At 62.8% G+C, this 25,446-nt stretch carries 21 protein-coding genes and 1 pseudogene; 13 read left to right on the top strand and 9 right to left on the bottom strand.

Translation table 11 applies throughout. From position 1 onward, the window contains the following. Positions 1–77 precede the first annotated feature (77 nt). From OVY48_RS03625 to OVY48_RS03615, 3 genes are read right to left on the bottom strand one after another with little or no spacing between them, the layout of a single operon-like run. Positions 78–800: an SDR family oxidoreductase gene (locus OVY48_RS03625; RefSeq protein ID WP_232016162.1), complete on the bottom strand. Its 723-nt coding sequence runs from the start codon at positions 798–800 to the stop codon at positions 78–80. Next, a complete protein-coding gene (locus OVY48_RS03620) occupies positions 797–1,765 on the bottom strand; it encodes a quinone oxidoreductase family protein (protein WP_004207066.1) in 969 nt (322 codons plus the stop codon). The genes OVY48_RS03625 and OVY48_RS03620 overlap by 4 nt, the downstream gene beginning before the upstream one ends. Positions 1,766–1,814: 49 nt before the next feature. Next, positions 1,815–2,381, bottom strand: a complete 567-nt coding sequence (locus OVY48_RS03615) for a TetR/AcrR family transcriptional regulator (RefSeq protein ID WP_004207065.1) — start codon at positions 2,379–2,381, stop codon at positions 1,815–1,817. Positions 2,382–2,912: 531 nt separating this feature from the next. Between OVY48_RS03615 and OVY48_RS03610 the strand changes: the two genes are divergently transcribed. From OVY48_RS03610 to OVY48_RS03565, 10 genes are all read left to right on the top strand, one after another. Next, positions 2,913–3,587 (top strand): TetR/AcrR family transcriptional regulator, encoded by a 675-nt coding sequence (locus OVY48_RS03610; RefSeq protein WP_017503672.1) that lies wholly within the window; start codon positions 2,913–2,915, stop codon positions 3,585–3,587. 119 nt (positions 3,588–3,706) lie between these two features. After that, positions 3,707–5,458 (top strand): PHA/PHB synthase family protein, encoded by a 1,752-nt coding sequence (locus OVY48_RS03605; protein ID WP_004207062.1) that lies wholly within the window; start codon positions 3,707–3,709, stop codon positions 5,456–5,458. Between the two features lie 3 nt (positions 5,459–5,461). Further along, positions 5,462–6,886 carry a bifunctional enoyl-CoA hydratase/phosphate acetyltransferase gene (locus OVY48_RS03600; protein WP_004207061.1) on the top strand — a complete coding sequence of 475 codons (1,425 nt, stop codon included), beginning with the start codon at positions 5,462–5,464 and terminating at the stop codon, positions 6,884–6,886. Further along, the gene (locus tag OVY48_RS03595) at positions 6,883–8,076 is read left to right on the top strand and encodes an acetate/propionate family kinase (RefSeq protein WP_313921860.1); all 1,194 of its coding nucleotides are present in this window, start codon (positions 6,883–6,885) and stop codon (positions 8,074–8,076) included. Before OVY48_RS03600 ends, OVY48_RS03595 begins: the two co-directional genes overlap by 4 nt. Next, positions 8,073–8,846: an enoyl-ACP reductase FabI gene (fabI, locus tag OVY48_RS03590; RefSeq protein WP_004207059.1), complete on the top strand. Its 774-nt coding sequence runs from the start codon at positions 8,073–8,075 to the stop codon at positions 8,844–8,846. Before OVY48_RS03595 ends, fabI begins: the two co-directional genes overlap by 4 nt. After that, complete coding sequence (locus OVY48_RS03585; RefSeq protein WP_036526765.1) at positions 8,843–10,078, top strand: phospholipase A; 1,236 nt, start codon at positions 8,843–8,845, stop codon at positions 10,076–10,078. The genes fabI and OVY48_RS03585 overlap by 4 nt, the downstream gene beginning before the upstream one ends. Before the next feature lie 19 nt (positions 10,079–10,097). Further along, positions 10,098–11,075 (top strand): HlyD family efflux transporter periplasmic adaptor subunit, encoded by a 978-nt coding sequence (locus OVY48_RS03580; protein ID WP_313921859.1) that lies wholly within the window; start codon positions 10,098–10,100, stop codon positions 11,073–11,075. Further along, on the top strand, positions 11,072–13,861 hold the full coding sequence (rbbA, locus tag OVY48_RS03575) for a ribosome-associated ATPase/putative transporter RbbA (RefSeq protein WP_037475047.1): 2,790 nt from the start codon (positions 11,072–11,074) through the stop codon (positions 13,859–13,861). Before OVY48_RS03580 ends, rbbA begins: the two co-directional genes overlap by 4 nt. Next, the gene (locus tag OVY48_RS03570; RefSeq protein ID WP_017503204.1) at positions 13,858–14,985 is read left to right on the top strand and encodes an ABC transporter permease; all 1,128 of its coding nucleotides are present in this window, start codon (positions 13,858–13,860) and stop codon (positions 14,983–14,985) included. Before rbbA ends, OVY48_RS03570 begins: the two co-directional genes overlap by 4 nt. A gap of 33 nt (positions 14,986–15,018) precedes the next feature. After that, complete coding sequence (locus OVY48_RS03565) at positions 15,019–16,425, top strand: efflux transporter outer membrane subunit (RefSeq protein ID WP_004207053.1); 1,407 nt, start codon at positions 15,019–15,021, stop codon at positions 16,423–16,425. A 341-nt stretch (positions 16,426–16,766) separates the two neighbouring features. Here the strand turns inward: OVY48_RS03565 and OVY48_RS03560 are convergent. Next, a protein-coding gene (locus OVY48_RS03560; RefSeq protein WP_156106327.1) for an IS3 family transposase occupies positions 16,767–17,944 on the bottom strand; the annotation gives its coding sequence in 2 pieces (ribosomal slippage) (positions 16,767–17,680 and positions 17,680–17,944; 1,179 coding nt in all). A gap of 249 nt (positions 17,945–18,193) precedes the next feature. On the opposite strand from OVY48_RS03560, the gene OVY48_RS03555 reads away from it, so the two are divergent. The 3 genes and pseudogenes from OVY48_RS03555 to OVY48_RS03545 all read left to right on the top strand — a co-directional run. Then, the gene (locus tag OVY48_RS03555; protein ID WP_037479890.1) at positions 18,194–18,670 is read left to right on the top strand and encodes a hypothetical protein; all 477 of its coding nucleotides are present in this window, start codon (positions 18,194–18,196) and stop codon (positions 18,668–18,670) included. Between the two features lie 3 nt (positions 18,671–18,673). After that, positions 18,674–18,985 carry a hypothetical protein gene (locus OVY48_RS03550; protein ID WP_099232143.1) on the top strand — a complete coding sequence of 104 codons (312 nt, stop codon included), beginning with the start codon at positions 18,674–18,676 and terminating at the stop codon, positions 18,983–18,985. Further along, positions 18,979–19,068: pseudogene (locus OVY48_RS03545) on the top strand (DUF736 domain-containing protein); the annotation flags it as partial. The gene OVY48_RS03550 and the pseudogene OVY48_RS03545, both read left to right, overlap by 7 nt. A gap of 43 nt (positions 19,069–19,111) precedes the next feature. Here OVY48_RS03545 and OVY48_RS03540 read toward each other — a convergent pair. From OVY48_RS03540 to OVY48_RS03520, 5 genes are read right to left on the bottom strand one after another with little or no spacing between them, the layout of a single operon-like run. Then, positions 19,112–21,601: a heavy metal translocating P-type ATPase gene (locus OVY48_RS03540; protein WP_043152851.1), complete on the bottom strand. Its 2,490-nt coding sequence runs from the start codon at positions 21,599–21,601 to the stop codon at positions 19,112–19,114. Between the two features lie 41 nt (positions 21,602–21,642). Next, the gene (locus OVY48_RS03535; protein ID WP_313921858.1) at positions 21,643–23,409 is read right to left on the bottom strand and encodes an oleate hydratase; all 1,767 of its coding nucleotides are present in this window, start codon (positions 23,407–23,409) and stop codon (positions 21,643–21,645) included. A 27-nt stretch (positions 23,410–23,436) separates the two neighbouring features. Next, positions 23,437–24,300, bottom strand: a complete 864-nt coding sequence (locus tag OVY48_RS03530) for a 3-hydroxyacyl-CoA dehydrogenase (RefSeq protein ID WP_043152852.1) — start codon at positions 24,298–24,300, stop codon at positions 23,437–23,439. Next, positions 24,297–24,794 (bottom strand): acyl-CoA thioesterase, encoded by a 498-nt coding sequence (locus OVY48_RS03525; protein WP_081912824.1) that lies wholly within the window; start codon positions 24,792–24,794, stop codon positions 24,297–24,299. The genes OVY48_RS03530 and OVY48_RS03525 overlap by 4 nt, the downstream gene beginning before the upstream one ends. Continuing rightward, positions 24,791–25,405, bottom strand: a complete 615-nt coding sequence (locus tag OVY48_RS03520; protein WP_037474329.1) for a TetR/AcrR family transcriptional regulator — start codon at positions 25,403–25,405, stop codon at positions 24,791–24,793. Before OVY48_RS03520 ends, OVY48_RS03525 begins: the two co-directional genes overlap by 4 nt. Positions 25,406–25,446 lie beyond the last annotated feature (41 nt).

Raw genomic sequence — 25,446 nt, 5'->3', positions numbered from 1 at the left:
GCAGAACGTCAATCATGAGAAGGGCGCCCGGCAATTCTCGTCGTCATCGACCGAACTGCAGTATTTCGTGGCGATCGCTAGAGCACATACCCGCCATCGATCGTCAGACTGGCACCCGTCATGTAACCAGCCGCCGGGCTAATCAGATAGGAAACGAGCGACGCGACCTCCTCCGCTTTGCCGACCCGCCCAAGTGGAATGAGGTCGCGCAGGCGCGGAACCATCGCAGCCGTCAGATCGGTTTCGATCGGTCCCGGCTGGATGTTGTTGACCGTGATACGCCGGGGCGCGAGGTCGAGAGCGACGCCCTTGACCATGGTCGCGACGGCGGCCTTGGTCATGGCGTAGACGCTGCTGCCCTGCGAGCCAGTTCGAATAGCGGTGTTGCTGCCGATCGTGATCACGCGCCCGCCATCGCGCATCCGCGCGGTCGAAGCCTGGATGGCGAGGAAGACGCCGCGCACGTTGACGTCGAGCATCAGGTCGAGATCCTCGAGCGTGAACGCCTCGATTGTCGCGCGGCGAAGGACGCCGGCATTGACAACCACGACGTCGAGCATGCCCAACCGATCGACCGCATGCGCCACTGATGCGGTGATAGCATCGGCATCGGCGCTATCAGCCTGAATCGCGATGGCGCTGCGTCCCAGGCCGTTGATCGCTTGGACAACCTCAGCGGCGCGATCAGGTTGCGAGACATAGGTCAGCGCCAGATCGAAACCATCTCCGGCGAGCCGGTTTGCGATGGCGGCGCCAATGCCACGCGATCCCCCGAACACCATGGCGACCCGAGCGCTCACGGGATCAGCACCAACTTTCCGGTGGTCCTGCGGCTCTCCATATCCGCGTGGGCCTTCGCCGCATCCGCAAGGGCATATTCGCCGCCGATCCGGACCTTGAGCCTGCCGTCCGCGACCCACTGGAAGAGCTGCGCGGCATGCTTGCGAAGCAGTTCCGGGGTATGGATATGGTCGAAGAAGACGGCGTAGCCGATCTTGATGCTCCTGGGCAGGCTCATGATATCGAGTGGCCCTGGCCCACCCAGCACCGGGCCATACCAGCAGAAGGTGCCCGACCGGCGCAGGACGTCGAGTGAACCCTGAAACGTTGTCGGTCCCGATCCATCATAGACGACATGGACGCCCTCTCCATCGGTCAGGCGCAGGGCCTCTTCGGCAAATCGCCCTTCCGTATCGACAATGACGTGGTCGGCGCCCGCCTCCCGGGCGGTGGCGACCTTTTCTTCAGATGAGACCCGACCGATCACCTGGCCGCCGCGCAACTTGATGATCTGGGTCAGGAGCAGGCCAAGACCTCCTGCCGCAGCGTGAACGAAGGCGATATCACCGGGCAGGACCGGATAGAAGTCGGTCGCGAAATGGCTGGCGGTCAGCCCCTGCATCATGATCGAGGCCGCCGTTCGATCGTCGACCGCATCGGGAACCGGCACCAGCGACGTTGCCGGGATCGCGACCCGCTCAGCATAACTGCCGGGCGCATAGACCCAGGCGACACGCTGGCCGGGCTGAACAGCCTCGACGCCTTCGCCGACTGCCAGAACTCGACCGACGCCTTCGACGCCCAGGATCTTGGGATTGGGCATGTCAGTCCAGGCAATCCCCTGACGCACGCCGATATCCATGAAGTTGACCCCGGCAACCGCGATCTCGACCAGCGCCTCGCCCGGCCCGGCGACAGGCTCCGGTCGCTCGATCTGCTCCAGCACCTCGCGGCCACCGGTCGCGGTCATCACCACTGCTCGCATGTCTTTCTCCTATCTTGAATGATCGTTCAGTAATTGGTCAAAAAAGGGGTCAGCGCAGCGCGCGCATGACCATCTCCTGCAGGGCAGCCAGGGTTGATCGGTCGGCGCCGCCACGCCCGGCGACGCGGATCCCGGCGATATTGGCGATCAGGAATTGCGCGAGAGCCTCGGGATCGAGGCTGGCTGCAACATCGCCCTCACGCTGCGCGTCGCGCATGCGCGAGGCGATGGCCATGTGCAATGTCCTGCCCAGTGCTGCATGGATATCGACAAGGTCCGGCCGCGATGCGCCGAACTCACAGGTCGAGCCGACGCCGAGACAGGGCGTGGCTGCTGTCTCCACGACGCGCCGCAGCATGGCCCCGATCCCGTCAATGGCGCGCGCGCCGCTGCGAAGCGCCTCGAAATGCGCCGCGCATTCGCCCATGCCGTAGCGCCGCACCGCCGCGCAATAGAGCTGCCACTTGTCGCCGAAGGCCGCGTAGAGGCTCTGCCGCCCAATGCCCATGGCGTCCACGAGCATCTGCGCCGAACTGCCCTCATATCCATGCTCGCTGAACACGGTGATCGCACCGTCCAGGGCAGCATCCGTGTCGAATTCCCGAGGTCTTGCCATAGGTCATGTATAGCGATTCGGGAACGATCGTTCAAGTATGGATACTCGGTTTCCGTGCGACACCCTCAGCGGGAAGCAGCGACCGTGGCGCCTCCCGAGACGGACGAGAGTCGGCTAGTTTCGCTGGGCTTGGGTTCGCCCGGTCGCCGCGAGGATGAACGGATAGCCCGATGACCTCGGCCGCTGCGTTACCTCTTCGAGCGAGGCGAAGCTCGGGGCGTGCGGGCTTCAGCTTCCGCAGCCTCTCCACTCTGTTCCATATTCTTGAGATCGCGCTCAATGCGGAGCCGCGAGGCGCTGCAGTTCGGTTATGAACTCGTCGCCCCGGCGGCCCGGTTGTGATGGGAGCGAGCACTGCGTGGTAAAGGTGTCTGATCGACGCCAGGCGTCGCGATCACTCACCAGCGGGACTGCCGTATTTTCAGAGGCGCTTCGCCCATCCTCTGCTGATCGTTCGATTTTTCGGCCGAACAGGCATTGTGCAAGTGCAACCCATAATATATGTTCAATTGAACATATCATGGAGTCTACATGCCGACAGAGGTCGCCATTCATCCTCTCCCGTCGCCCCGAGGCCGCAGGCAGAAGGATATGGTTGGTGGCAGACAGGAATTGCTGGCGGCTGCCATCTGCGCATTTTCGCATGACGGGTTCGAGCGCGCAGATCTGAGAGGAATCGCATCGGCCGCTGGCGTCAGTCAAAACCTCATCCGCGTGCATTTCGGAAGCAAAGCTCAACTCTGGAAAGCCTGCCTGGAAGCGATAACACAGAGCACGACCGGAATAATCGCGGAAATTTCCAAGATTGCCTCAGACGATAGCCGTTCGGTTCATGACCGACTTTGCGACGCGATTACGCGCATAATCTATTTTTATTCGGACCATCCCTATGTGAGGGATTTTGTCGTTCGGCACGCAGCGGATAGGTCTGAGCGGTCGACATTGGTTACGGAACAACTGATCCATCCTGCCTATGAAAGTTGTCGGACGCTTTACGAGGCCGGAATCGCTCAGGGCATAATCAGGGCCAGTCACCCTGCGCTCTTTTTCGCGTTGCTGAGCGCCGCTGCCAATCAACCCGCCAGCTTTCCTACTGTCCTGCGATCGCTTGCTCCCGAGATCCCTGAGGACGCCGCCCGAATTCTCATCGCAGAGACCATCGTCGAGACTTTGCTCCACGGCGAGCCATGCGCTCCGCCGCGGTGAACCTCAAAGGGGAGGTACTTAACCTTTCTGCAGGCTGCCGAGCGCCTGCGCAAAGAAACACAGCAGAGGGACTCGCCTGCTCGCAGGCATTGCCGCTCTGCCGCCGCAGGAGATTGAGCATGTCGATCGATGAACACCAAACCGACCCCCTCGACGGCCTCGCCGAGACGCTCGATCACGCAGCGGCTGCGATGGTGGCTCAGGCAACGCATGGCCTGTCTCCCGCAACGCTTGTTCAGGCATGGTCGGACTGGGCGCTCCATCTCGCCATCTCTCCGGGCAGGCAGTTGCAACTGGCTACCAAGCTGGGTCGCAAATATATGCGACTGGCTGATTATGCAGCCCGGCGCGCCGGCGATCCCGACACCCTTCCCGCAATCGAGCCGCTGCCCCAGGACCGCCGCTTCGACGACCCTGCCTGGCGGGAACAGCCCTATGATCTTCTCGTGCAGGCATTTCTGCTGACCCAGCAATGGTGGCACGCCGCCACGACGGGCATAAAGGGCGTGGACCGTCATCATGAAGACATGGTTGCGTTCGCGGCCCGCCAAATCCTCGACATCGTCGCGCCGACGAACATTATCGCGGCGAATCCCGTGCTCCAGAAGCGGATCGTCGAAACAGGCGGGCGCTGCCTCATCGACGGCATCGAGCATCTTTTCGAGGACATGAGCCGCCTTGCACGAGGGGAATCACCGGCGGGAGTTGAGGCGTTCCCGGTTGGCGAGACTGTTGCCGCGACGCCAGGAAAGGTCGTCTATCGCAACGAACTGATCGAACTGATCCAGTATGAACCGACGAGCGGGATGGTCCATCCGGAGCCGGTGCTGATCGTGCCCGCCTGGATCATGAAATATTATATTCTCGATCTTTCGCCGGACAATTCGCTGGTCCGCTGGCTGGTGGGCCAGGGTTACACGGTCTTCGCCATCTCCTGGCACAATCCGGGCAGCGCCGACCGCAACCTCGACATGGACGCCTATCGACGGCTGGGCGCGATGGCAGCGATCGATGCCATCCACGCGATCTGCGGCGACGCGCATATCCACGCGCTGGGTTATTGTCTCGGGGGCACATTGCTGTCCATCGCCGCAGCCGCAATGGCGCGCGATGGCGACGACAGGCTGGCGAGCGTCACCCTGCTCGCGGCCCAGACCGAGTTCAGCGAACCCGGAGAACTTGGCCTTTTCATCGATGAGTCCCAGCTCAATCTGCTCGAGAACATGATGTGGAGCCGGGGCTATCTCGACAGCAGCCAGATGGGCGGTGCGTTCGAGATTCTGCGTTCGAACGATCTCGTCTGGTCGCGGATCCTCACCGAATATCTGATGGGCGAGCGTGCGCCCATGAACGATCTCATGGCGTGGAACGCCGACGGCACGCGCATGCCTTATGCCATGCACAGCCAGTATCTGCGCCGTCTGTTTCTCGATGATGATCTGGCCGAAGGCAAATACAAGGTCGACGGCCGGGCTATTTCCCTGTCGGCGCTGCGCAAACCGATGTTCATCGTAGGAACCGAACGCGACCATGTCGCGCCGTGGAAGTCGGTCCACAAGATCCACATGCTCTCCCCGGCCTCCATCCGCTTCGTGCTGACAAGCGGCGGTCACAATGCCGGCATTGTATCGGAGCCGGGCCACAGGGGGCGTCGCTACAGCGTGCTCGATCGTGTGGAAGACGGCCCCGTGCTCGACGCGGAGGAATGGCTTACGCGCGCCGAGCCGCATGAGGGAAGCTGGTGGACCGCCTGGGGCGAATGGCTGGTCGACCATTCGAGCGAGCCCGTCCCGCCTCCCCCGATGGGATCGCCCGACAAGGGATATCCCGCGCTCTATCCGGCACCTGGCCACTATGTGAAGGAGCGTTGAGCGATGGCCGGTCCAGCGATGATCGAAAACCGCACCTTCGATGAAATCGAAGTTGGCGACACCGCATCGGTCACACGAACGCTCGAGCCGGAAGACATTCAGCTTTTCGCCCTGGTGTCTGGCGACGTCAATCCGGCTCACCTCGACGCGCAATATGCCGCGACCGACATGTTCCGCCACGTCATTGCCCACGGCATGTGGGGCGGCGGCCTCATCTCCGCCGTCCTCGGAACGCAACTACCCGGTCCTGGCACCATCTATCTGGACCAGTCGTTGCGCTTCCGCCGCCCCGTCGCACCGGGCGACACGATCACCGCCTCGGTCACCGTCGTCGAGAAGCGTGCGGAGAAGAAAATCCTGATCCTCGACTGCCGCTGCGCCAACCAGCATGGCGAGGATGTCATCACTGGCCAGGCCCAGGTGATCGCGCCCGGCGAAAAGGTGCTGCGCCCGCGCGCGGAGCTGCCGGACGTTCGCCTCAACGATCATGACAAATATCGCCGGCTGATGGAGCTTGCCGGTGGTAGCGATCCGGTCCCGACGGCGATCGTGCATCCTTGCAGCGAAGCCGCCATCACTGCGGCGCTCGATGCGGCGCAAGCCGGATTGATCGCCCCGATCCTCATCGGGCCCGATGCGAAGATCAAGGCCGCAGCCACTGCGGCCTCGCGCGCGATCGACGGTTTCCGGATCGTGCCGGTGGCGCACAGTCATGCCGCAGCGGCCAAGGCGGTGGAACTGGTGCGCACGGGCGAAGCGCAGCTCGTCATGAAGGGATCACTGCACACGGATGAACTGATGGGCGCGGTAGTCTCTTCCGCTACAGGCCTTCGCACCGAACGACGGATCAGCCATGCCTATGTCATGGACGTGCCTGGCCGGCCGACACCGCTCATCATTACCGATGCCGCTATCAACATCGCCCCCTCCCTCGAGGAAAAGGCCGACATCATCCGCAACGCCATCGATCTCGCGCATGTGATCGGCATGGAGGCGCCCAAAGTCGCGATCCTCGCTGCGGTCGAAACCGTCAACCCGGCAATGCCTTCGACGCTGGATGCGGCGGCGCTCTGCAAGATGGCGGATCGCGGGCAGATCAGCGGCGGCATTCTCGATGGACCCCTCGCCTTCGACAATGCGGTCAGCGAGGCCGCGGCCAGGGAAAAGGGTATCGTTTCCGAAGTTGCGGGCCATGCGGAAATTCTGGTCGTGCCCAACCTCGAAGCCGGGAACATGCTGGCCAAGCAGCTCACATTCCTGGGCGGCGCCGACGCGGCCGGTATCGTGCTTGGCGCGCGCGTGCCGATCATCCTGACGAGCCGTGCCGACAGCCTGCGCACGCGTCTCGCGTCCTGCGCAGTGGCGGTGCTGATGGCGCGCGCCGTGACGCCGGCAGCCCCTGGATTGCCCGGGGGCAAGAGTGCATGAAGGCGGTCGTCAGCCTCAATTCCGGCTCGTCGAGCATCAAATTCTCTCTCTTCGCCATGGAGCCGGGAGGCAGCCTCCAACTCGCGGCCGGCGGAAAGATCGAGAAAATCGGGATAGTGCCAGCGCTGAAGGCCCGAAGGACGGACGGTACGATCCTGCTCGATCGCACCTGGCCGGATGGCGCAGGCCTTACCCACGCCGACTTGCTGGCCGATCTTTTTTCCTGGGCGATGCAGCATCCACTTGAAGGCTATGAGATCGCCGCCATCGGACACCGCATCGTCCATGGCGGCACAGAATTTTCCGTCCCGCGGCGCATCGATTCTGAATTGATCGACAAGCTGGAAGCACTTTGTCCGCTGGCGCCCCTGCATCAGCCCCATAACCTGGCTGCCGTCCGGGCGATCACCAAGCTTGATCCCGACCTGCCTCAGGTCGCCTGCTTCGACACCGCTTTCCATCATGACAAGCCAGCCCTCGCCTCTCGTTTCGCAATCCCCCGTGCGCTTCACGACCAGGGCATCCGTCGCTACGGTTTTCACGGCCTTTCCTATGAATATATCGCCCGGCGCCTCGCCGCGATCGACCCGGCGCTGGCCTCGGGCAAGGTCATCGCCGCACATCTGGGCAATGGCGCGAGCCTTTGCGCCATGGCGGCGGGGCAAAGCGTCGACACGACCATGGGGTTCACCGCGCTCGACGGTTTGATGATGGGCTCCCGCTCGGGCAGTCTCGACCCCGGTGTCGTGCTGCATCTCATGACGCAGATGGGCATGGGCGCCAAGACGATAGAGGATATGCTTTACAGGCAATCGGGCCTTCTGGGCGTGTCGGGCATTTCCAGCGACATGCGCACGCTTGCCGCGAGCGACGCACCCGAAGCGAAAGAAGCGATTGATCTCTTCGCCTGGCGGGTAGCCCGTGACACCGGCGCCCTTGCCGCTTCGCTGGAGGGTGTGAACGGGATCATCTTTACTGCTGGCATCGGCGAAAATGACGCGGGCATGCGCAGTCTTATTGGTCGCCGGCTCCAATGGCTGGGCCTTGAGATCGATGATCGCGCCAATGCTGCAGGTGAGACGCTGATCAGCGCCCCCGAGAGCCGGATCAAGGCCCTCGTCATCCCCACCGACGAGGAACGCATGATCGCAATTCACACGCTCAGCCTGCTGCAGGAGACCGCCCAATGACACCGCTTGTAGATCTGACCGGCAAGCGCGGCCTCGTCATCGGGATCGCAAACGAACATAGCATCGCGGCAGGATGCGCGGAGGCATTTGCCCGGTGCGGCGCCCGGCTTGCCGCCACCTATCTCAACGAAAAGGCAAAGGACTGGGTCCAGCCTGTCGTCGACCAGCTCGGCGTCGAATGGACTGCGCCGTGCGATGTACGCATCCCCGGCGAACTCGAGGCGCTTTTCGGCCAGGTGCAAGAACGCTGGGGTGGCCTCGATTTCCTGCTGCACTCGATCGCCTTCGCGCCGAAGGAGGATCTCCACGGTCGGGTGGTCGACAGCAGTGCGCAAGGCTTCTCGACGGCGATGGACGTGTCCTGCCACAGTTTCCTTCGCATGGCGAAGCTCGCCGAACCGCTGATGGCAACGGGCGGATGCCTGCTTTGCGTGACCTTCTATGGTTCGGAGCGGGTGGTCGAACACTATAACCTGATGGGTCCCGTCAAGGCGGCCCTGGAAAGCGCAACGCGCTATGTCGCCGCGGAACTGGGCGCCAAAGCCATTCGGGCACACGCTATTTCACCAGGGCCGATTGCCACCCGCGCCGCAAGCGGAATCGACCGGTTCGACGAATTGCTCGATCGGGCTGCCGCGCAGGTTCCCGCAGGAAAATTGGTTGACGTAAGCGACGTCGGCGCGCTGGCCGCCTTCCTCGTCAGCGATGCCGCGAAGCGGATCACCGGCACGATCATTCCGGTCGATAACGGGCAGCATCTTTTCGCGTGATCGTTCGGGCTGCCCCTCTTGCCCTCGCAGCCAGCGCCGTACTGGCGTCGCAGGCGCACGCGCAAGCTGCTCTGGAGTATGTCGTCCAGCGCGCAGGCAACCGCGATCAGAGCGGACATATCCTTGTCGATGTGCGCGTTCTCAATGCCGGGGCGGCCGCGCAGGAGGTTCGCCTTCCCGACGAGGTTGCGGCCGATCTGGTCAGCAACGGCACGTATCGAAAGGTCTGGCTGCAACGAGGCGAAAAACAGGCTGCGGTTCTGACGATCCGGGCCAATGGCTTTGCGGCGGCGCGCTACCGGATCGACTTTCAGGACGTCATGGACGGCGCGGCCTTGTCCATTCCCTCCTGGTCAACGCAGCAAATCCTCCTGACGATCGGCGTCGATCCTGAGGCCGACCGCTCTGCCCCGGTCGCCCTGACTGCCGCGCCCTCGCTCACGCCTCCGACCTCTCCGCAGATATCGCCAGACTCCGTCACACCATCGCCGACAGACCGAACCCGGGGCAATGCTTTCATCCCCAATCTCTCGGTCTACGAACCGATCTATGCGGTCTATGGCCCCGGCACCAACACAGACGCACGCATCCAGATCAGTTTCAAATATCAGCTGTTCGGAAGTCGAGCGCGGATGGACCGCTCTCCCTCGCTGATCGACGGCCTCTATTTCGCCTATACCCAGCGCATGTTCTGGGACGTGGCGGCGAAATCCTCGCCCTTCCGCAATATCGATTATCAACCCGAGCTCTTCTATCTCTCGCCTGCCCTGCCCGTGTCAGATAAGGCCACGATCAGCGGCCAGATCGGCCTTCGCCATGAGTCCAATGGACGCGATGGCGCAGCCTCGCGCAGCCTCAACATGCTCTATCTGGCCCCGATGGCCGGCTTCTCGCTCGGCGAGGACCGAAGGCTGACGATCGCGCCGCGGCTGTGGCTCTATCTCGGAAACCTTTCGGACAATCCTGACATTCGCCGATATCGCGGCAATAGCGGGCTTTTCATTGAGGCCAGCGAGGATGATGGGCTGCGCGTCTCGGCTTCTACCCGTCTCAACCTGGGTAGCGGCAAGGGAGCTCTGACCGCCGAGCTCTCCTACCCGTTCCGGCGTATCCTGGGCGGAGGCCCGGACTTCTATCTCTTCGGCCAGGGCTTCACCGGCTATGGCGAAAATCTGCTCGACTATAACAAGCACGTGACGCGCCTGCGGATCGGCGTGGCGCTCGTGCGATGAACGCTCAAGGAGGTATAGCGTGAAGCTGCGGGGCCCTATCGTCATTCCCATTCTGGCCGTCGTCCTCATCGCCCTGGCTTTCGGGCTGTGGTGGATGTTTGGACGCACCGACAAGCTCCCCGATACCATCGTGCGCGGCAACGGCCGTCTCGAGATGACGCGCACCGATATTGCCGCCAAATATCCTGGCCGCCTGATGTCGCTTGACGTCCATGAAGGTGATCTCGTCGGGGCGGGTCAGGTCATCGCCCGGCAGGATGATGTAGACCTCAAAACCCAACTCGCCGGAGCGCTTGCCAAGCGCGAACAGGCAGTATCCGCCCTCATGCGCGCGCAAGGGGAGCTCGCCGCGCGGGACAGTCAGGCTCAGCTCGCCCGCATCGACTGGGTCGAGACCGGCAAGCTGCGGGAGCGTGACATGGTCTCGAACGTCGAGCTGGAGCAGCGTCGCCTGGCCTTGGGTGCTGCGCAAGGTGGCGCCCAGGCGGCGGGCGGCGGTGTCGGCGAGGCACGCTCGGCCATTGCCCAGGCCGACGCCCTGATCGCGCAAACCAGAGCCGGCCTTGCCGACCTGCGGATCATCGCACCGACGCCCGGGCGCGTCGAATATCGGATCGTCGAGCCTGGAACCATGTTGCCACCGGGCGGCAAGATCGTGTCGCTGGTCAATGCCGAGGATGCCTGGCTCACCATCTTCCTGCCCGCTTCGGTCGCCGGCAAGATCAGGATCGGCGACGAGGCACGCATTCTTCCGCAGGGTTTTGGCGACGCCATTCCCGCGCGCGTCAGCTTCGTGGCGCCCGGTGCGCAGTTCACGCCAAAATTCGTCGAGACGGCCAGCGAACGCGAGAACCTGTCCTACCGGGTGAAGCTGCAGATCGCGCCTGATCTCGCCCGTGGCCTGGACGGAAGGCTGAAAGCCGGCATGACGGCGGACGGGTTCGTGCGCACCGATACGCGCCAGCCCTGGCCCGACCTCACCAAGATCGACAAATGATCCCGCCCGCTCAGATCCTCCCCGAAGAGGCGATACGGATCGAAAGCCTTTCGCATCGATATGGCGGTATCATCGCCCTGAACGAGGTTTCGCTCTCCCTGCCCAAGGGGAAGACCACCGCGCTGGTCGGGCCCGATGGCGTAGGCAAGTCGACGCTGCTCGGCCTCATATCCGGCGTGAAAAAGCTGCAAACGGGACGTCTTTCGGTTCTCGGCTTCGATCTCACCGAGCGTCGCAAGCGGGAGGAGTTCCTTTCCCGCGTCGCCTATATGCCCCAGGGGCTTGGTCGCAATCTCTACCCGACGCTTTCCGTCCGCGAGAATATCGACTTCTTTGGTCGCCTCTTCGGACTGTCTGCAGTCGAGCGGGAAGCGCATATGCGGCGCTTGCTGGACGCGACGGGGCTTGCACCCTTTCCGGACCGGCCCGCCGGCAAACTTTCGGGCGGCATGAAGCAGAAGCTGGGCCTGTGTTGCTCGCTGGTGCACGATCCGGATCTGCTCATCCTCGACGAACCCACCACGGGGGTAGACCCTCTTTCACGACGGCAGTTCTGGGAACTGGTGGATGCGATGTGCGCGGAGCGGCCGGACATGACCGTGCTGGTCTCCACGGCTTACATGGAAGAGGCAGAGCGCTTTGGCCACCTCGTGGCGATGGACGATGGCAAGGTGATCGCGCAAGGGGATACGCGCGAGATCATGCGTGACGCGGGCGCGGATACGCTCGAAGCCGCCTATGTTCGCCTGCTTCCGCAAGACAAGCGGCCATCGGGCGACGCGCTGGTCGTGCCGGCCTGGCAGGACAAGGGCGAAGCGCCGGCAATCGAGGCGCATGATCTGACGCGGCGCTTTGGTGATTTCGTAGCGGTCGATCATGTGAGCTTTCGCATCGGACGCGGCGAGATATTCGGTTTTCTGGGCTCGAACGGCTGCGGCAAGACCACGACCATGAAGATGCTGACCGGCCTGCTCGATGCGACGGACGGAACGGCCAGCCTTTTCGGGCGGCCGATCGCCCCCGGAGACATGGAGACGCGCATGCGCGTGGGCTATATGTCGCAGGCCTTCTCGCTCTATGAAGAGCTTTCGGTTCGCCAGAACCTGGTCCTTCATGCGCGGCTCTATCGCGTGCCACGCCAGCAGGCAGGCGAACTGGTTTCGGCCGCGCTTGCCCAGTTCGAGCTCGAAGCCCATGCCGATGCCGTTCCCGCCGCTCTGCCGCTCGGCATACGGCAACGCCTGCAACTCGCCGCCGCCTGCCTCCATCGACCCGAGATCCTGATCCTGGACGAGCCCACGTCCGGCGTCGATCCGGCGGCGCGCGACATGTTCTGGCGCCATCTGATCCGCCTCTCGCGCGATGAAGGGGTAACGATCTTCGTCTCCACCCACTTCATGAACGAGGCGGAACGGTGCGACCGCATATCGCTGATGCATCGCGGGCGGGTTCTGGCGGTCGGCGCGCCGACGGAACTCACACAGCGATATGATGCGCAGCGGCTCGAGGATGCTTTTATCGCTGTCCTCGAGAAGGATAATGACGAAGCGCCGACTGCTTCCGCCCATCTGCCGGTCGATGCTTCGGTCGCTTCGTCCACTCCTGCCGCCGGTGCGCGATCGACGGCTCCCGGCCGGCCGCGATTACCAACCGCTGCCGGCAGCTGGCCGGGCTTCGCCTGGGCCTTTGCCCGGCGCGAAGCGACCGAACTCATGCGCGATCGCATCCGGCTCGCCTTCGCGCTGATCGGCCCGATCATCCTGCTGTGCATTGCAGCCTACAGCATTTCCTTCGACGTCCAGAATATCCGCCTTGCCGTTCTCGATCATGACCGCAGTGCCGCCAGCCGTGACCTGCAACTTTATTTTGAAGGGTCACGCTATTTCCGGGTTGAGCCCGAACTTGCGAGCGACGCGGCCGCCGATCAGGCGCTGCGCGAGGCATCGACCAAGATGGTGCTGGACATACCCCCCGGCTTCGGACGCGATCTGACCGCAGGGCGGCGGCCCGCGGTCGACGTGCGGATCGACGGCGCGAGTCCTTTCCCCGCGTCGAACGCCCGCGCTTATGCCGAGGCTGTTCTCCTTCGCTACGCAATGGACCAGTTGCGGTCCGCGCAGCCCTTCGCTGTGCCTGATCTCTCGTCCACAATCGAACCGCGCTTCATCTACAATCAGGAGTTTCGCAGCATCTACGCCATGGCGCCGGGCGTCCTGATGCTCTGCATGATCCTCATTCCCGCGATGCTGACGGCCCTTGGGGTCGTGCGCGAAAAGGAAATCGGCTCGATCACCAATCTCTACGCTTCGCCGGCGAGCCTGGGCGCATTCCTGGTCGGCAAGCAGATGCCCTATGCCCTTCTTGCGATGATCAGTTTCGTGACGCTGATCCTGGTGACTGTCTTCATTTTGGGAGTACCGCTCAAGGGGTCCTTGCCGGCCCTTCTGATCGGCGGGTTCCTCTTCATTCTGTCTGTCACCGGGCTGGGGCTGATGATCTCGGCCTTTGTGCGCTCGCAGGTCGCCGCCATCTTCGCGACATCCCTCATCTGTCTTATTCCGTCGGTGAACTTCTCCGGGCTCCTTTACCCCGTTTCCACCCTGACAGGCCCGAGCCATATCATCGGGCTGACCTTCCCCTCCTCCTGGTTCCAGATCGTCAGTCTCGGCACATTCACCAAGGGTCTGGGCATGGCCAGTTTCGGCCAGGCCTATCTGGCCCTGATGGCGCTCGCATTCCTCTTCGTGGGCGGCGCACGCCTGATGCTGGGAAAGCAGGAGAAATGACGCGCTGGATTCTCAACGTTGCGCTTCTGAGCGGCAAGGAACTGCGCAGTGTCATGAAGGATGTGACGCTGATGGCGCTTATCCTCTTCGCTTTCACCGTGGCGATCCAGCTTGTTGCGAACGGGGTACGCGCAGAGGTCATGAACGCTTCGGTCGCGATCATGGACGAGGATCATTCCGAACTGTCGCGCCGGCTGCGCGATGCCATCCAGCAGCCCTATTTCAAACCACCCGAGGACATCGAGCGATCCGCGATCGGCCCTGCGATGAACAGCGGAAAATATATCTTCGTCATCGAAATCCCGCCCCGCTTCGAAGCCGATACGCTCGCGGGCCGGTCGCCTTCCGTCCAGATTCTCGTCGACGCGACCGCCATGACGCAGGCAGGTCTGGGCGCTGCCTATTTCCAGCAGATATTCGCGCAGGAAACGCTCGACTTCCTCCATGCCCGGGGCCTCCTGGAGGCGCTGCCGGTCCAGGTCGAAAGCCGGATGCATTTCAATCCCAACGCCCAGTCGGCCTGGTATACCTCGGTCATGCAGATCGTCACCAACGTGACGGTGCTCTCGATCATCCTCGTCGGCGCGGCGGTGATCCGTGAGCGTGAGCATGGCACGATCGAGCATCTGCTGGTGATGCCCGTGCGCGCCAGCGAGATCGCCTTCGCCAAGATCCTTGCCAACGGCCTCGTCATCCTGCTGGCCTCGATCGCGTCCCTCTGGTTCGTCGTTCATGGCGTTCTGGGCGTGCCGCTGACCGGATCTCTCCTGCTCTTCACTGCCGCGATGTTTCTCTACCTCTTCTCGGTCACCTCGCTCGGCATGTGGATGGCAACGCTCGCGCCATCCATGCCGCAGTTCGGGCTCTTCGCAGTGCCCGTCTACGCCATCGCTTATCTGCTCTCGGGAGCGGCAACGCCGCTCGAGAGCATGCCCTCGGCGATCCGGACGATTGCGCTATGTCTGCCGACCACCCAGTTCGTCAGCCTCTCCCAGGCGATCCTCTATCGCGGCGCGGGCGTGCGAACGATCCTGCCGGAACTCGCGATCATCTGCGGCTCGGGCGTGTTCTTCGTGGCGATGGCCGTCAGCCGCTTCCGTTCGATGCTCTCAAGGCAGGGCTAAAGGTCATGGATGACATCACCCAGGAAAATCAGAATGCATAGCCAATTGCTTCCTCCATCGCTCGCGCTGCTGCTCACCGCTTGCGCCAGCGTCCCGAACACGCCCGCGCACGCGCCACGCATCACTCCGCCCAATCGCCTGGATGCGGCGGCGGCGAACGACGCGGCAATAACCGGGACAGACCGCTGGTGGACGGCGTGGGGCGATCCCGCTCTTGATGCGCTGGTCGAGAAATCGCTCGAAGCAAACGCCGATATCCGCGCTGCAAAGGCCCATGTCGCCGCCGCGCGTGCGCTAGTCACTGTCGCGGAATCGGCGCTTTATCCTACCGTTGCCGCAAATGGCACAGCGTGGGCCAGTCAGAGCGATGCCGGGATCGATGACAAGTGGCAGGCCATGCTGCCGTCGCTGTCCGGAAACAGCGGCAGTGGATATCTGGTGGGTCTTGGAGCCACCTGGGAGGCTGACCTGTTCGGTGGACGCCATGCCGACGCCGAAATGGCGCGCGCGCTTTCCGAAAGCACCGCACGAACGGCCGATGGCGTCAGGCTCATGGTCGCCGCCGATGTCGTCGAAAATTATCAGCAGCTGCAGGGGCTGAGGCGGCGCCTCGATGTCCTCGATCGCAGCGAGGCTACGGCCAGTCGCCTTGTCGATTATGCGGCCGCCCGGCAGCGGACGGGCGCCGCGACAGCGGCCGATGTCACCCGCGCCCGCAATGGACTGGAGGCGCTGCGCGCCTCCCGCCCGGCCCTCACATCCCTCGTCGATGCGCGCAAGCGGCGACTGGCCGTGCTGGCGGGCGACGTCCCCGAACAGGCGCCGGATATGGTCGCCTCCGCCACTTTTGAGACGCCAGATGCGCCCACCGGGCAACTTCCTTCCGACATTCTTGATCGCCGGCCTGATGTCGCGGCGCGATCATGGCTGGTGAACGCGCGTGCGGCGCGCCTCAAGAGCCTGAAGGCCGATCTGCTTCCGCGCTTCGCCATCCATTTTCTGGGGCAGAACGGGCATATCGAACTGGGCGGCCTGCCGGGCTATGGCGGAACCGGAGGTCTGGTCGGCCTTTCCGCATCGATGCCGCTTTTCAATGCCGGAAGGTTGCAGGCCAGTGTCAAGGCGGGCGATGCCGAACTTGAGGCTGCTCTCGCCAATTATGACCAGGCCATGCTGTCGGCGCTCGAGGAAGTTGAATCCGCTTATGGTTTTCGGGCGGGGCTGGACGAACGCCTGGCCGGGCTTATCCGTACATCCGACATGGCCCGCCGACGCGCCGACCAGCTGGCGATATTGTACGATGCCGGACGCACGCAGTTGGGCGATGTGTTGCAGGCCCGATTGGATGCGCTCTCGGACGAGGACAAGATGGAACAGACCCGCATCGCACAAGGAACGGCAACCGTTCAGCTCTATCGTGCGCTGGGGGGCGGCTGGTAAGGTTGCGCCGGGCCGCTCGGCCAGCGTCGAGGTCTGCTTTTCCGCCTTTTGAGGGCCACGCAGATCGACGAACTCAGCTGACCGATCACGACAAAATGCAGGTCGCTGAGTGACGCTGCAGGATCAACCTCATGATGTGACTGGGAAAAATGCGGCCTCGTATCAATTTTCCAGTCATCAATTAGGTGCCAGGCACAGTGGAATAAAATCTAAAGGTCAACTGTGCTATTCCTGCTTTAGAGCTATGAGAGCGCGCATGCGCCGAACAGAATAGGTGAGCCATGAAGGAGTTTCTCGAACGTGCGGCTGATCTGCCCCCACCGAGTGGCCCGATTGGTTTGTTAGTGGATTAAGCCCATCGCCGCCATATCCGGACGGAGGTGGAGCGAAGCGGAACCGGAGGCCGGATATGGCGGTGTCGCCGTTTCCGGTGCCGGCGGTCGGTAGCCCAGGCTGCTGTGAGGGCGAACGGTGTTGTAATGCCGCCGCCATGCCTCGATCAGCACCTTGGCCTCAGCGAGGCTGTAGAAGATCTCGCCGTTGAGCAGTTCGTCGCGAAGCGATCCATTGAAGCTTTCGTTATAGCCATTCTCCCATGGTGATCCCGGCGTGATGTAGAGCGTTGTCACGCCGATCTGCCCCAGCCATTTCTGGACGGCGGTCGCGATAAACTCGCTACCATTATCGGATCGTATATGCGCTGGCGGCCCACGCGAGATGAACAGGTCAGCCAACGCCGCCAGCACATCCTCGTGTTTGAGCTGCCGGGCAACGATGAGTGCCAGGCACTCCCTGCTGGCCTCGTCGATAATGGTCAGAATCCGGAACTTGCGGCCATCGTGCGTGCGCCCTTCGACGAAGTCGTAGGCCCACACATGCCCGGGATACTCAGGCCGTAGGCGGATACATGATCCGTCGTTGAGCCACAGGCGTCCCCGTTTGGGCTGGCGCAGCGGGACCTTCAATCCTTCGCGTCGCCATATCCGCTCGACCCGTTTGTGGTTCACCGTCCACCGCGCATGGCACAGCAACGCCGTCACCCGGCGGTAGCCATAGCGACCATATTGCTTCGCCAACGCGATGATGTCCTCCGTGAGCGCCTGTTCGTCATCTGCCCCACGCGGCACCTTGCGCTGTGTCGATCGATGCTGCCCCAGCACCCGGCATATCCGTCGCTCGGACACCCGGATCGGCAAATCTCGTCGCAACTGATCGATGCAGCGCCGCCGCCGCGCGGGGCTCAGAAGTTTCCCTTGGCAGCTTCCTGCAATATCAGCTTGTCCAGCGTCAGGTCCGAGATCGCCCGGCGCAGCCGTTGGTTTTCCTTCTCCAGATCCTTCATCCGCCGTGCCTGGTCGGTCTTCAGCCCGCCATATTCCTTGCGCCAGCGATAATAGGTCTGCTCGCTGACTGCGATCCGGCGGCACGCCTCTGCTGTCGAGGCTCCCTGCGCCAGAAAAATCTCAACTTCACGCAGCTTGCCGATAATTTCTTCCGGCTTGTGCTTCTTGCTCGGCATTCATCGTCCCTTTCGTGGTCCAAACTATCATAGTCTCTGGGCCACTCAGCGGGGGGCAGATCATGCTTTGGGTGTCAAATTCATGATCAGCATATATAACGAATAATAGACCAGTCGTCTATATGGCTATGGCGTCACCACCTACGCGGGCTCATCGGCATAGCCAATGGGAGGCATACATGAGCAACGTCGGGCGGCTCGCCGACAATATCGGCAACTTCAGCGCTGGCCGGCGCGGAGCGCCCCTGCGTGGCGCAGCGATGCTTCAAGGCATCGTGGTCTGCGGGATATGCGGACACCGCATGGGTCTTCACTCACTCTGCCCATAAGAAGACCCCCGTCTATCACTGCATCGATAGCGAGCAGAGCGGGCACTGCCAGAATGTGCGCGCAAACCAGGTTGATGCAGAGGTCGAGCGGCTGTTGATCGAAGCTCTACAACCCGATCGCATCGACCTTGCGCTTGCGGCTCATGAACAGATGAACGGCGAAAACCGGCTGCTGGAACGTCAATGGGCGCTGAATCGGGAGAAGGCGCATTACGAAGCGGAGCGTGCACGCCGACAATATGATGCCGTGGAGTCGGAAAAGCGGCTCGTCGCACGTTCGCTGGAAACGTTGTGGGAAGAGAAAATACGCGAAGCCGACGCGTCGAACAGGATTACGCGCGGTGGCATGTCGAGCAGGTTAACGCCCTGGCCGCCGCCGCGCGAACGCGTATCCTGACCATTGCCGACCCTGTTGCCCGCGTTCTCGAAGCGGGCTGGCATCGACGAACGCAAAGAGATGATGCGGCTCGTGATCGATAGCGTGACGGTCGACAAGAGCCGTGCGCAAGGCCGTATCTGGTTCGCGATCCTGTGGCAGACCGGCGCGCGAACAGAGCATGTGATCATCCGCAATACCGCCAACTATGACGATCTGGCTCACTTCGCACGCATCGAGGAGATGGTGCGAACGCTCAATGCTGTGGGATCACTCGACCGTCAGATCGCGGACGCCCTGACAGCCGAGGGCATCATGAGAAGATCGGCGCTCTGATCTATGCCAACCTCTTCGACAACGAGGGCGAAGACACCTTCTCGCTGATCTGGTCCCGCCCCAACGGCAGGCGCGCCGACTAAGACCCCACGCAAGACCCCGCCACAAGGTCGGGGCCTTGGTCCGTCATGCCTTCACTGTCCGGAGCCGCAGCGAATTGCCGATGACGCTGACGGACGACAGCGCCATCGCGGCAGCAGCGATGATCGGCGACAGCAGCAGCCCAAACGTGGGATAGAGCGCACCGGCCGCAATCGGTACGCCTGCCGCATTGTAGATGAACGCGAAGGCGAGGTTCTGGCGGATGTTGGCCATCGTCGCCTGCGACAGGCGTCGCGCGCGGACAATGCCGGTGAGATCGCCCTTGAGCAGCGTCACGCCCGCACTTTCGATCGCAACGTCGGTCCCCGATCCCATGGCGATACCAACATCGGCGGCGGCAAGCGCCGGCGCGTCATTTACGCCGTCACCCGCCATCGCCACCACCTTGCCCTGCGCCTTCAGGCGCTCGACGACCGCGGCTTTCTGGTCCGGCAGCACATCGGCCTCGACCTCATCGATGCCGAGCTTTCTCGCAACGGCTTCGGCTGTGGTGCGATTGTCACCGGTCAGCATGACGATGCGGATGCCTTCCGCATGCAGGGCCTTCAGTGCCTCAGGCGTGGTCGCCTTGATCGTGTCGGCGATGGCGAAGATGCCGCCGATGGCTTTATCGATGCCGATATAGATGGCGGTTGCGCCGTCGCGGCGTAGCTCATCGGCCTGTGCCGCGAGCGGCGCTGTATCAACCCCATGTTCGGCGAGGAAGGTGGTGCTGCCGAGCACCACATGCCGGCCCTCGACACGACCGATCGCCCCCTTGCCGGTCGGCGAGTCGAAGTCGGCGACATCGGGGATGGTGATCTTTCGCTCGTCGGCAGCCGCCACGATCGCCCGCGCAAGCGGATGCTCGGACGCCTTCTCCACGCCGGCTGCAAGCCGCAGGATGGTCTCCTCGACAAATCGCGGGGCCACGACGATCCGGGTAACGGCCGGTTTGCCTTCGGTAAGCGTCCCGGTTTTGTCGACCACCAGAGTATCGATCTTCTCCATCCGCTCGAGCGCCTCCGCGTTCTTGATCAGAACGCCGGCGGCCGCCCCCTTGCCGATACCCACCATGATCGACATCGGCGTCGCGAGCCCGAGCGCGCAGGGGCAGGCAATGATCAGCACGGAAACGGCCGCGATCAGGCCATGCGCCAGCCGCGGCTCCGGCCCCCATACACCCCAGGCCGCGAAGGCGAGCAGCGCGACGGCGATGACGACCGGCACGAACCAGCCCGACACCTGATCAGCCATGCGCTGGATCGGCGCGCGCGAGCGCTGGGCATCCGCGACCATCTGGACGATGCGGGCGAGCATGGTGTCGCGCCCGACTTTTTCAGCCCGGATGACGAGCGCGCCGGTCTGGTTCAGCGTACCTCCTACGACCGCTTCGCCGACTACACGCGTCACCGGCATGGATTCGCCGGTCACCATCGATTCATCGATCGATGAGCGACCCTGCTCGACCACGCCGTCAACCGGCACGGTTTCACCGGGCCGGACCCTGAGCCGATCACCGATGACGACGGCTTCGACAGGAATATCCTCTTCAGCATCGTTCCGCCCGATCCGCCGGGCGGTTTTCGGCGCGAGATTGAGAAGCGCGCGGATTGCGCCGGAGGTCTGCTCCCGGGCGCGCAGTTCCATGACCTGACCGAGCAGCACCAGCACGGTGATCACGGCCGCGGCCTCATAGTAGACCGCGACCGTGCCATCGGCGCCTCGGAAAGCCTGCGGGTAGAGCTGCGGCGCGAATGTCGCGACGATGCTGTAGCCCCAGGCGACCCCGGTGCCCATCGCGATCAGCGTGAACATGTTGAGGCTGCGGTTGACGATCGACGCCCAGCCACGTTCGAAGAACGGCCATCCGGCCCACAGGACCACCGGCGTCGCCAGCGCGAACTGGATCCAGATCGAGATGCGCATCGGCACCAAATGGTGCAGCGCCGGGATCAGGTGACCGCCCATCTCCAGCAGGAACACGGGCAAGGCGAGCACGAGGCCGATCCAGAAGCGTCGGGTCATATCGGCGAGTTCGGGGCTTGGTCCGGCATCCGCCGCCGCGATCAGCGGCTCCAGCGCCATGCCGCAGATCGGGCAACTACCCGGCGCATCCCGGCGGATTTCCGGATGCATCGGGCATGTCCAGATCGTCCCTTCCGTTGCGGTTGCCGTTACTGCCGCAACGTGGTGATGCTCATGGGTATCAGGTCCATGCGTGTGGCTATGGTGGGAATGATCGCCATGGGCGGCAGCACCCTCATGGTGATGTGCAGCATGCGCTGCCAGTGCCGCATAATGCACGGGGTCGGCGTCGAACTTCGCCTTGCAGCCGGCCGAGCAGAAGACGTAGCGCTCGCCTTCATACTCAGCATTGTGAGCGGTCCTGGCGGGATCGACCACCATGCCGCAGACCGGATCATGGTCGACGTGACCGGACGGCGTTTCGCCGTCCGGCTCATGATGGTGATGATGGCCGTGCGCCCCAGTCACCTCGGCGGCGCGTTCGCTCTTCTGATCGTCGTCGGCCATTCATCACCTTTCACACGCCGCGCGTGCCTTCCGGTCTTTGTTCACTCCTCGATCAGATGGAACTCTTCGAGCAGCTTGGCGATCTCGGTGCCTTCGAGCTTCTTCATCAGCAGCTTGCGCAGGAAGGCCGGCCCGGGAAGATCGATGCCCTTGCCGTCCCGCAGCGGACCGATCGCAGCAAGAAGTGTACGGATATCATAGGTCGAGTTGAAGACCTCGGGCACGCCGCGCTCGACATTCATCAGCGTGTAGACGGCCTCCATCGGGGTTCTCACCGAATATTCCGTGGTGAAGATGCAGTCCCGCTGTTTCGATTCCGCGAACTGGCCGATGAAGGCGAAGTTGACCGCGCCCTCCGGCACCACGTCCGGCCGGTCGCCCGCCTGGCGCGGCATGAAGAAGGCGGTGATATAGGGCATCATCGTGGGAACGGTGCTCGCGCCGGAGGCTGCGAGTTGCGGAATGTCCTCGACCGGCACGCCGAGGTGATAGAGCCATTCCTGGGTGATCTCCTCGCCGGTGCATTCCTGCATCGGCTTCTTCACGAAATCACCGGGCTTGTCGACGAAGAGCGCGTAGAACCAGGCGATCATCTGATCTTTGGGCTGCTTCTTGAAATGCGGCTGGCGATGGACCGTCCAGCTCAGCAGCCATGCGGAATCCTTCACGGTGACGATACCGGCGGAGACGATCTTGCCGGTAAAGGGGTTCCGCTTCGTGATCTTCTCGACATAGGCCGGAATGCGGGCGTCGAGGGCAGTGATCGACGCGGAGGCCCATTTCGTCTCCGGGATATGGGCGCCGAATACGTCCGGGCGGCCGAAGGCCGGATCCTTCGCCGCGATCCGCCGCCACAGGTCCCAGGCCGGCGCCGGTCCTTCGTTGAGCTTCGCCGGTGTCCTGTGGTCGCCATTGTCGGAATTCTCGGTCAGCGAGCCGATGGTAACGAAGACGAGATCGTCGGGCCCGAGATCAATGCCGCCTTCGACGCCGCGCTCCTTCCAGTGGATGCGCGTCGCCTGCTTGGAGCCGGGCTGGATGTCGAAATCGACATCGGTGACCTCGACGCCGTAGCGGAATTTAACCCCGTGATCGGTCAGCCACTTCACCAGCGGCAGGACCATCGATTCATACTGGTTGTAGCGATTGAACTTGAGCGAGGAAAAGTCGGCGAGACTGCCGATGTGATGGATGAAGCGGTGCAGGTAGAGCTTCATCTCCAGCGCGGAATGCCATTCCTCGAAGGCGAACATGGTGCGCCAGTAGAGCCAGAAATTGCTCTTGAGGAAGTCCTCGCCGAAGACCTCGTTGATGCGCTTGTTCTCCATCTCCTCCCGCGTCGCAAGGAAGACCGAGAGGAGATCCTTCTGCGCCTTGTCGTTGAGCGTTAGCAGCGCCTTGTCGGGCACGTCCTGACCCTGGTTCTGCGTCGTTCGCTGCAGCGAAAAGTTGGGATCGTCCTTGTTGAGCCGGTAGAACTCGTCGAGCACGCTGGCATCCTCGATCTCCAGCGAGGGGATCGAGCGATAGAGGTCCCACAGGCACTCGAAATGCTCCTCCATCTCGCGGCCGCCGCGAATGACGAAGCCCTTTTCGGGCACGTCCAGACCATCGAGCGCGCCGCCGGGGATTTCCAGCTCTTCCAATATGGTGATGCGGTCGCCCGAAACGCCGCCGTCGCGGATCAGGAAGGCGGCGCCGGCGAGCCCCGCGAGGCCCGAGCCGACGAACCACGCCGTCTTTTTGTCGGCGCCTTCCGGCTTGCGTGGACGGACAAAGGCTTCATAGTTTCCACTGCTATAATGCATGGCAAACTCCTGTTTTTCTTGTTGGGATCAGTCGGCGGGCTTGTAGCTGTAGAAGCCTTCGCCCGACGCGATGCCGAGCTTGCCCTTGTCGATGTAGTTTTCCTTCAGCCACGCGGCGAGCGACTGTGCGTGCTCATCACCGTGCGACAGGATGTTGTAGGGGGTGTTCAATCCGATGATGTCGTAGATCTGGAACGGCCCCATCGGCGCGCCGGTGGCGATCCGCCAGACCTTGTCGACATCTTCCGGCTCGGCATAGCCGCCGGCAGCCAGATCGGTGGCCGCGTTCAGGAACGGCACCAGCAGGGAGTTGAGGACGTAGCCCGCTTTTTCCTTGCGCACCGGGATCGGCACCATGCCGATCGCGGAGGAGAAGGCGATCAGGGTATCGAACACGGCCGGATCGGTGTCGTCCGTACCCATCACCTCGGCAGTGTTGAACTTCCAGATGCTGTTGGCGAAGTGCAGCGCCAGGAAACGGTCCGGGCGGCCGGTGAAGGCTTTGAGGTCGCTCGGCAGCAAAGTCGAGCTATTGGTGGCGAAGATCGTTCTGTCAGGCGCGAGCGCCGCCAGCTTCTCGTAGAGCGCCTGCTTGATCTCGAGCACTTCCGGAACCGCTTCGATGACCAGATCGGCATTCGCAACCGCAGCCCCAAGATCGGCGGTGAGCGTGATGCGTCTCGAAGCTTCGGCTGCCTTGCCGTCAGCCGCACCCGTCACCTCTTTCACGTAGGTTTCTACAAGCGTTTCGAACCGATGCCTCGCCTGGTCGAGTGCTTCGTCGCTGATCTCATAAGCGGTAACGTCAAAGCCACTATAGGCGGCCTGGAAGGCGATCTGGCTGCCGAGGACACCGGTGCCTAGCACCGTCACTTTCAGGATGTCGCTCATTCATTCTCTTCCTTGCGTCGGGTTTCATAGAGAAACGGCGCAGCGACTTCGGCGGGCACGCGAACCAGCTTGCCGGTAGCTTTCTCGATGAGCACCCATTGCGACAGGGCCGCGACGAGCGTCTGACCGTTACTGTCTTTGAACTCGACGCGCCGGGCGTATCTCGCTCCGCGCGGCTTCCCTTCGACCCAGGTTATGGCAAAGGTCTCTTCGCCCGCCCGGATATTGCCGCGGTAATCGACCTCGTGCCTGAGCACCATAGCAACATAGGTGTCGGCATCCCTCGGACGCGCGGCTGTCAGCCAGTGCGCCACCGACACATCCTGAATCCAGGTCACCCAGACCGCATTGTTGACATGGCCGAGTTCATCGATGTCTTCTTCGGTTGCCTGGAAACGGATATGGAAGCGCCGACGTTCGTCCACTTTTCCAGCCAAGGGCACGCCTGAAGCATCGCAGCCGATCCTGCGGCGTCCTTCGCCAGGAAGGCTCATGACCGGGTGGATGGCGCATCGAGGCCTGCCATCGCGCGAAAGAAGCCGACAAGCATTTGCTCTCGGGGAATAGCGCCTTCGACATCGCCCTGGACCGCCAGTCCCATCCACAGTGCATAGAGGCCGATCCCGGTCTGCAGCGGCGGCAAGGCAGGCCGAAGCGCAAAGCGCCGCGTCAGATCCGCCACAAGTTCTCCGAACAAATGGTGGCAGGCGGCCTTTCCTTCGCGATGCCGTTCAGCGAACGCGGGGTCCCGCCGCGCATGAAGCTGCAATTCGATCGAAAGCAGCGACCAATGCTGTTCGTCAGCCAGCTTAGCCAGCCGCGCCGCAAGCACTTGCAGAGTCGCCTCGATATCATCGCCGGAGCAGTGGGCGACCAGATCGCGCAGAAGCACGACCTCGTCCTGGATATGAGCCTGCAGAATCTCGACCAGCAGATCGTCCTTGCTTGCAAAATTCGAATAGAAGGCCCCCTGCGAATGACCCGCTGCACTACAGATGTTGCGGATCGACATGGCTGCCACCCCTTCTTCCACAATGGACGAATGTGCTGCGGCGAGCAGCTTATCCCGCGTCTGGCGCTGCGTTTCCTCTCGCGTGAGGCGCATGAGCGATCGACCTCCAATTCAGCACGGCATGGAAACCTTTT

Source organism: Sphingobium sp. SA2, assembly GCF_032227065.1.
In the GTDB taxonomy this organism is placed as follows: domain Bacteria; phylum Pseudomonadota; class Alphaproteobacteria; order Sphingomonadales; family Sphingomonadaceae; genus Sphingobium.
Note: the sequence above shows the minus strand (reverse complement) of the source record. Positions and strands in the feature narration are given on the sequence as shown.

Coding starts and splice junctions, on each gene's coding strand:
- OVY48_RS03620 (WP_004207066.1), bottom strand. CDS start 1,765: ATGCGAGCAGTGGTGATGACCGCGACCGGTGGCCGCGAGGTGCTGGAG.
- OVY48_RS03615 (WP_004207065.1), bottom strand. CDS start 2,381: ATGGCAAGACCTCGGGAATTCGACACGGATGCTGCCCTGGACGGTGCG.
- OVY48_RS03610 (WP_017503672.1), top strand. CDS start 2,913: ATGCCGACAGAGGTCGCCATTCATCCTCTCCCGTCGCCCCGAGGCCGC.
- OVY48_RS03605 (WP_004207062.1), top strand. CDS start 3,707: ATGTCGATCGATGAACACCAAACCGACCCCCTCGACGGCCTCGCCGAG.
- OVY48_RS03600 (WP_004207061.1), top strand. CDS start 5,462: ATGGCCGGTCCAGCGATGATCGAAAACCGCACCTTCGATGAAATCGAA.
- OVY48_RS03595 (WP_313921860.1), top strand. CDS start 6,883: ATGAAGGCGGTCGTCAGCCTCAATTCCGGCTCGTCGAGCATCAAATTC.
- fabI (WP_004207059.1), top strand. CDS start 8,073: ATGACACCGCTTGTAGATCTGACCGGCAAGCGCGGCCTCGTCATCGGG.
- rbbA (WP_037475047.1), top strand. CDS start 11,072: ATGATCCCGCCCGCTCAGATCCTCCCCGAAGAGGCGATACGGATCGAA.
- OVY48_RS03570 (WP_017503204.1), top strand. CDS start 13,858: ATGACGCGCTGGATTCTCAACGTTGCGCTTCTGAGCGGCAAGGAACTG.
- OVY48_RS03565 (WP_004207053.1), top strand. CDS start 15,019: ATGCATAGCCAATTGCTTCCTCCATCGCTCGCGCTGCTGCTCACCGCT.
- OVY48_RS03540 (WP_043152851.1), bottom strand. CDS start 21,601: ATGGCCGACGACGATCAGAAGAGCGAACGCGCCGCCGAGGTGACTGGG.
- OVY48_RS03535 (WP_313921858.1), bottom strand. CDS start 23,409: ATGCATTATAGCAGTGGAAACTATGAAGCCTTTGTCCGTCCACGCAAG.
- OVY48_RS03530 (WP_043152852.1), bottom strand. CDS start 24,300: ATGAGCGACATCCTGAAAGTGACGGTGCTAGGCACCGGTGTCCTCGGC.
- OVY48_RS03525 (WP_081912824.1), bottom strand. CDS start 24,794: ATGAGCCTTCCTGGCGAAGGACGCCGCAGGATCGGCTGCGATGCTTCA.
- OVY48_RS03520 (WP_037474329.1), bottom strand. CDS start 25,405: ATGCGCCTCACGCGAGAGGAAACGCAGCGCCAGACGCGGGATAAGCTG.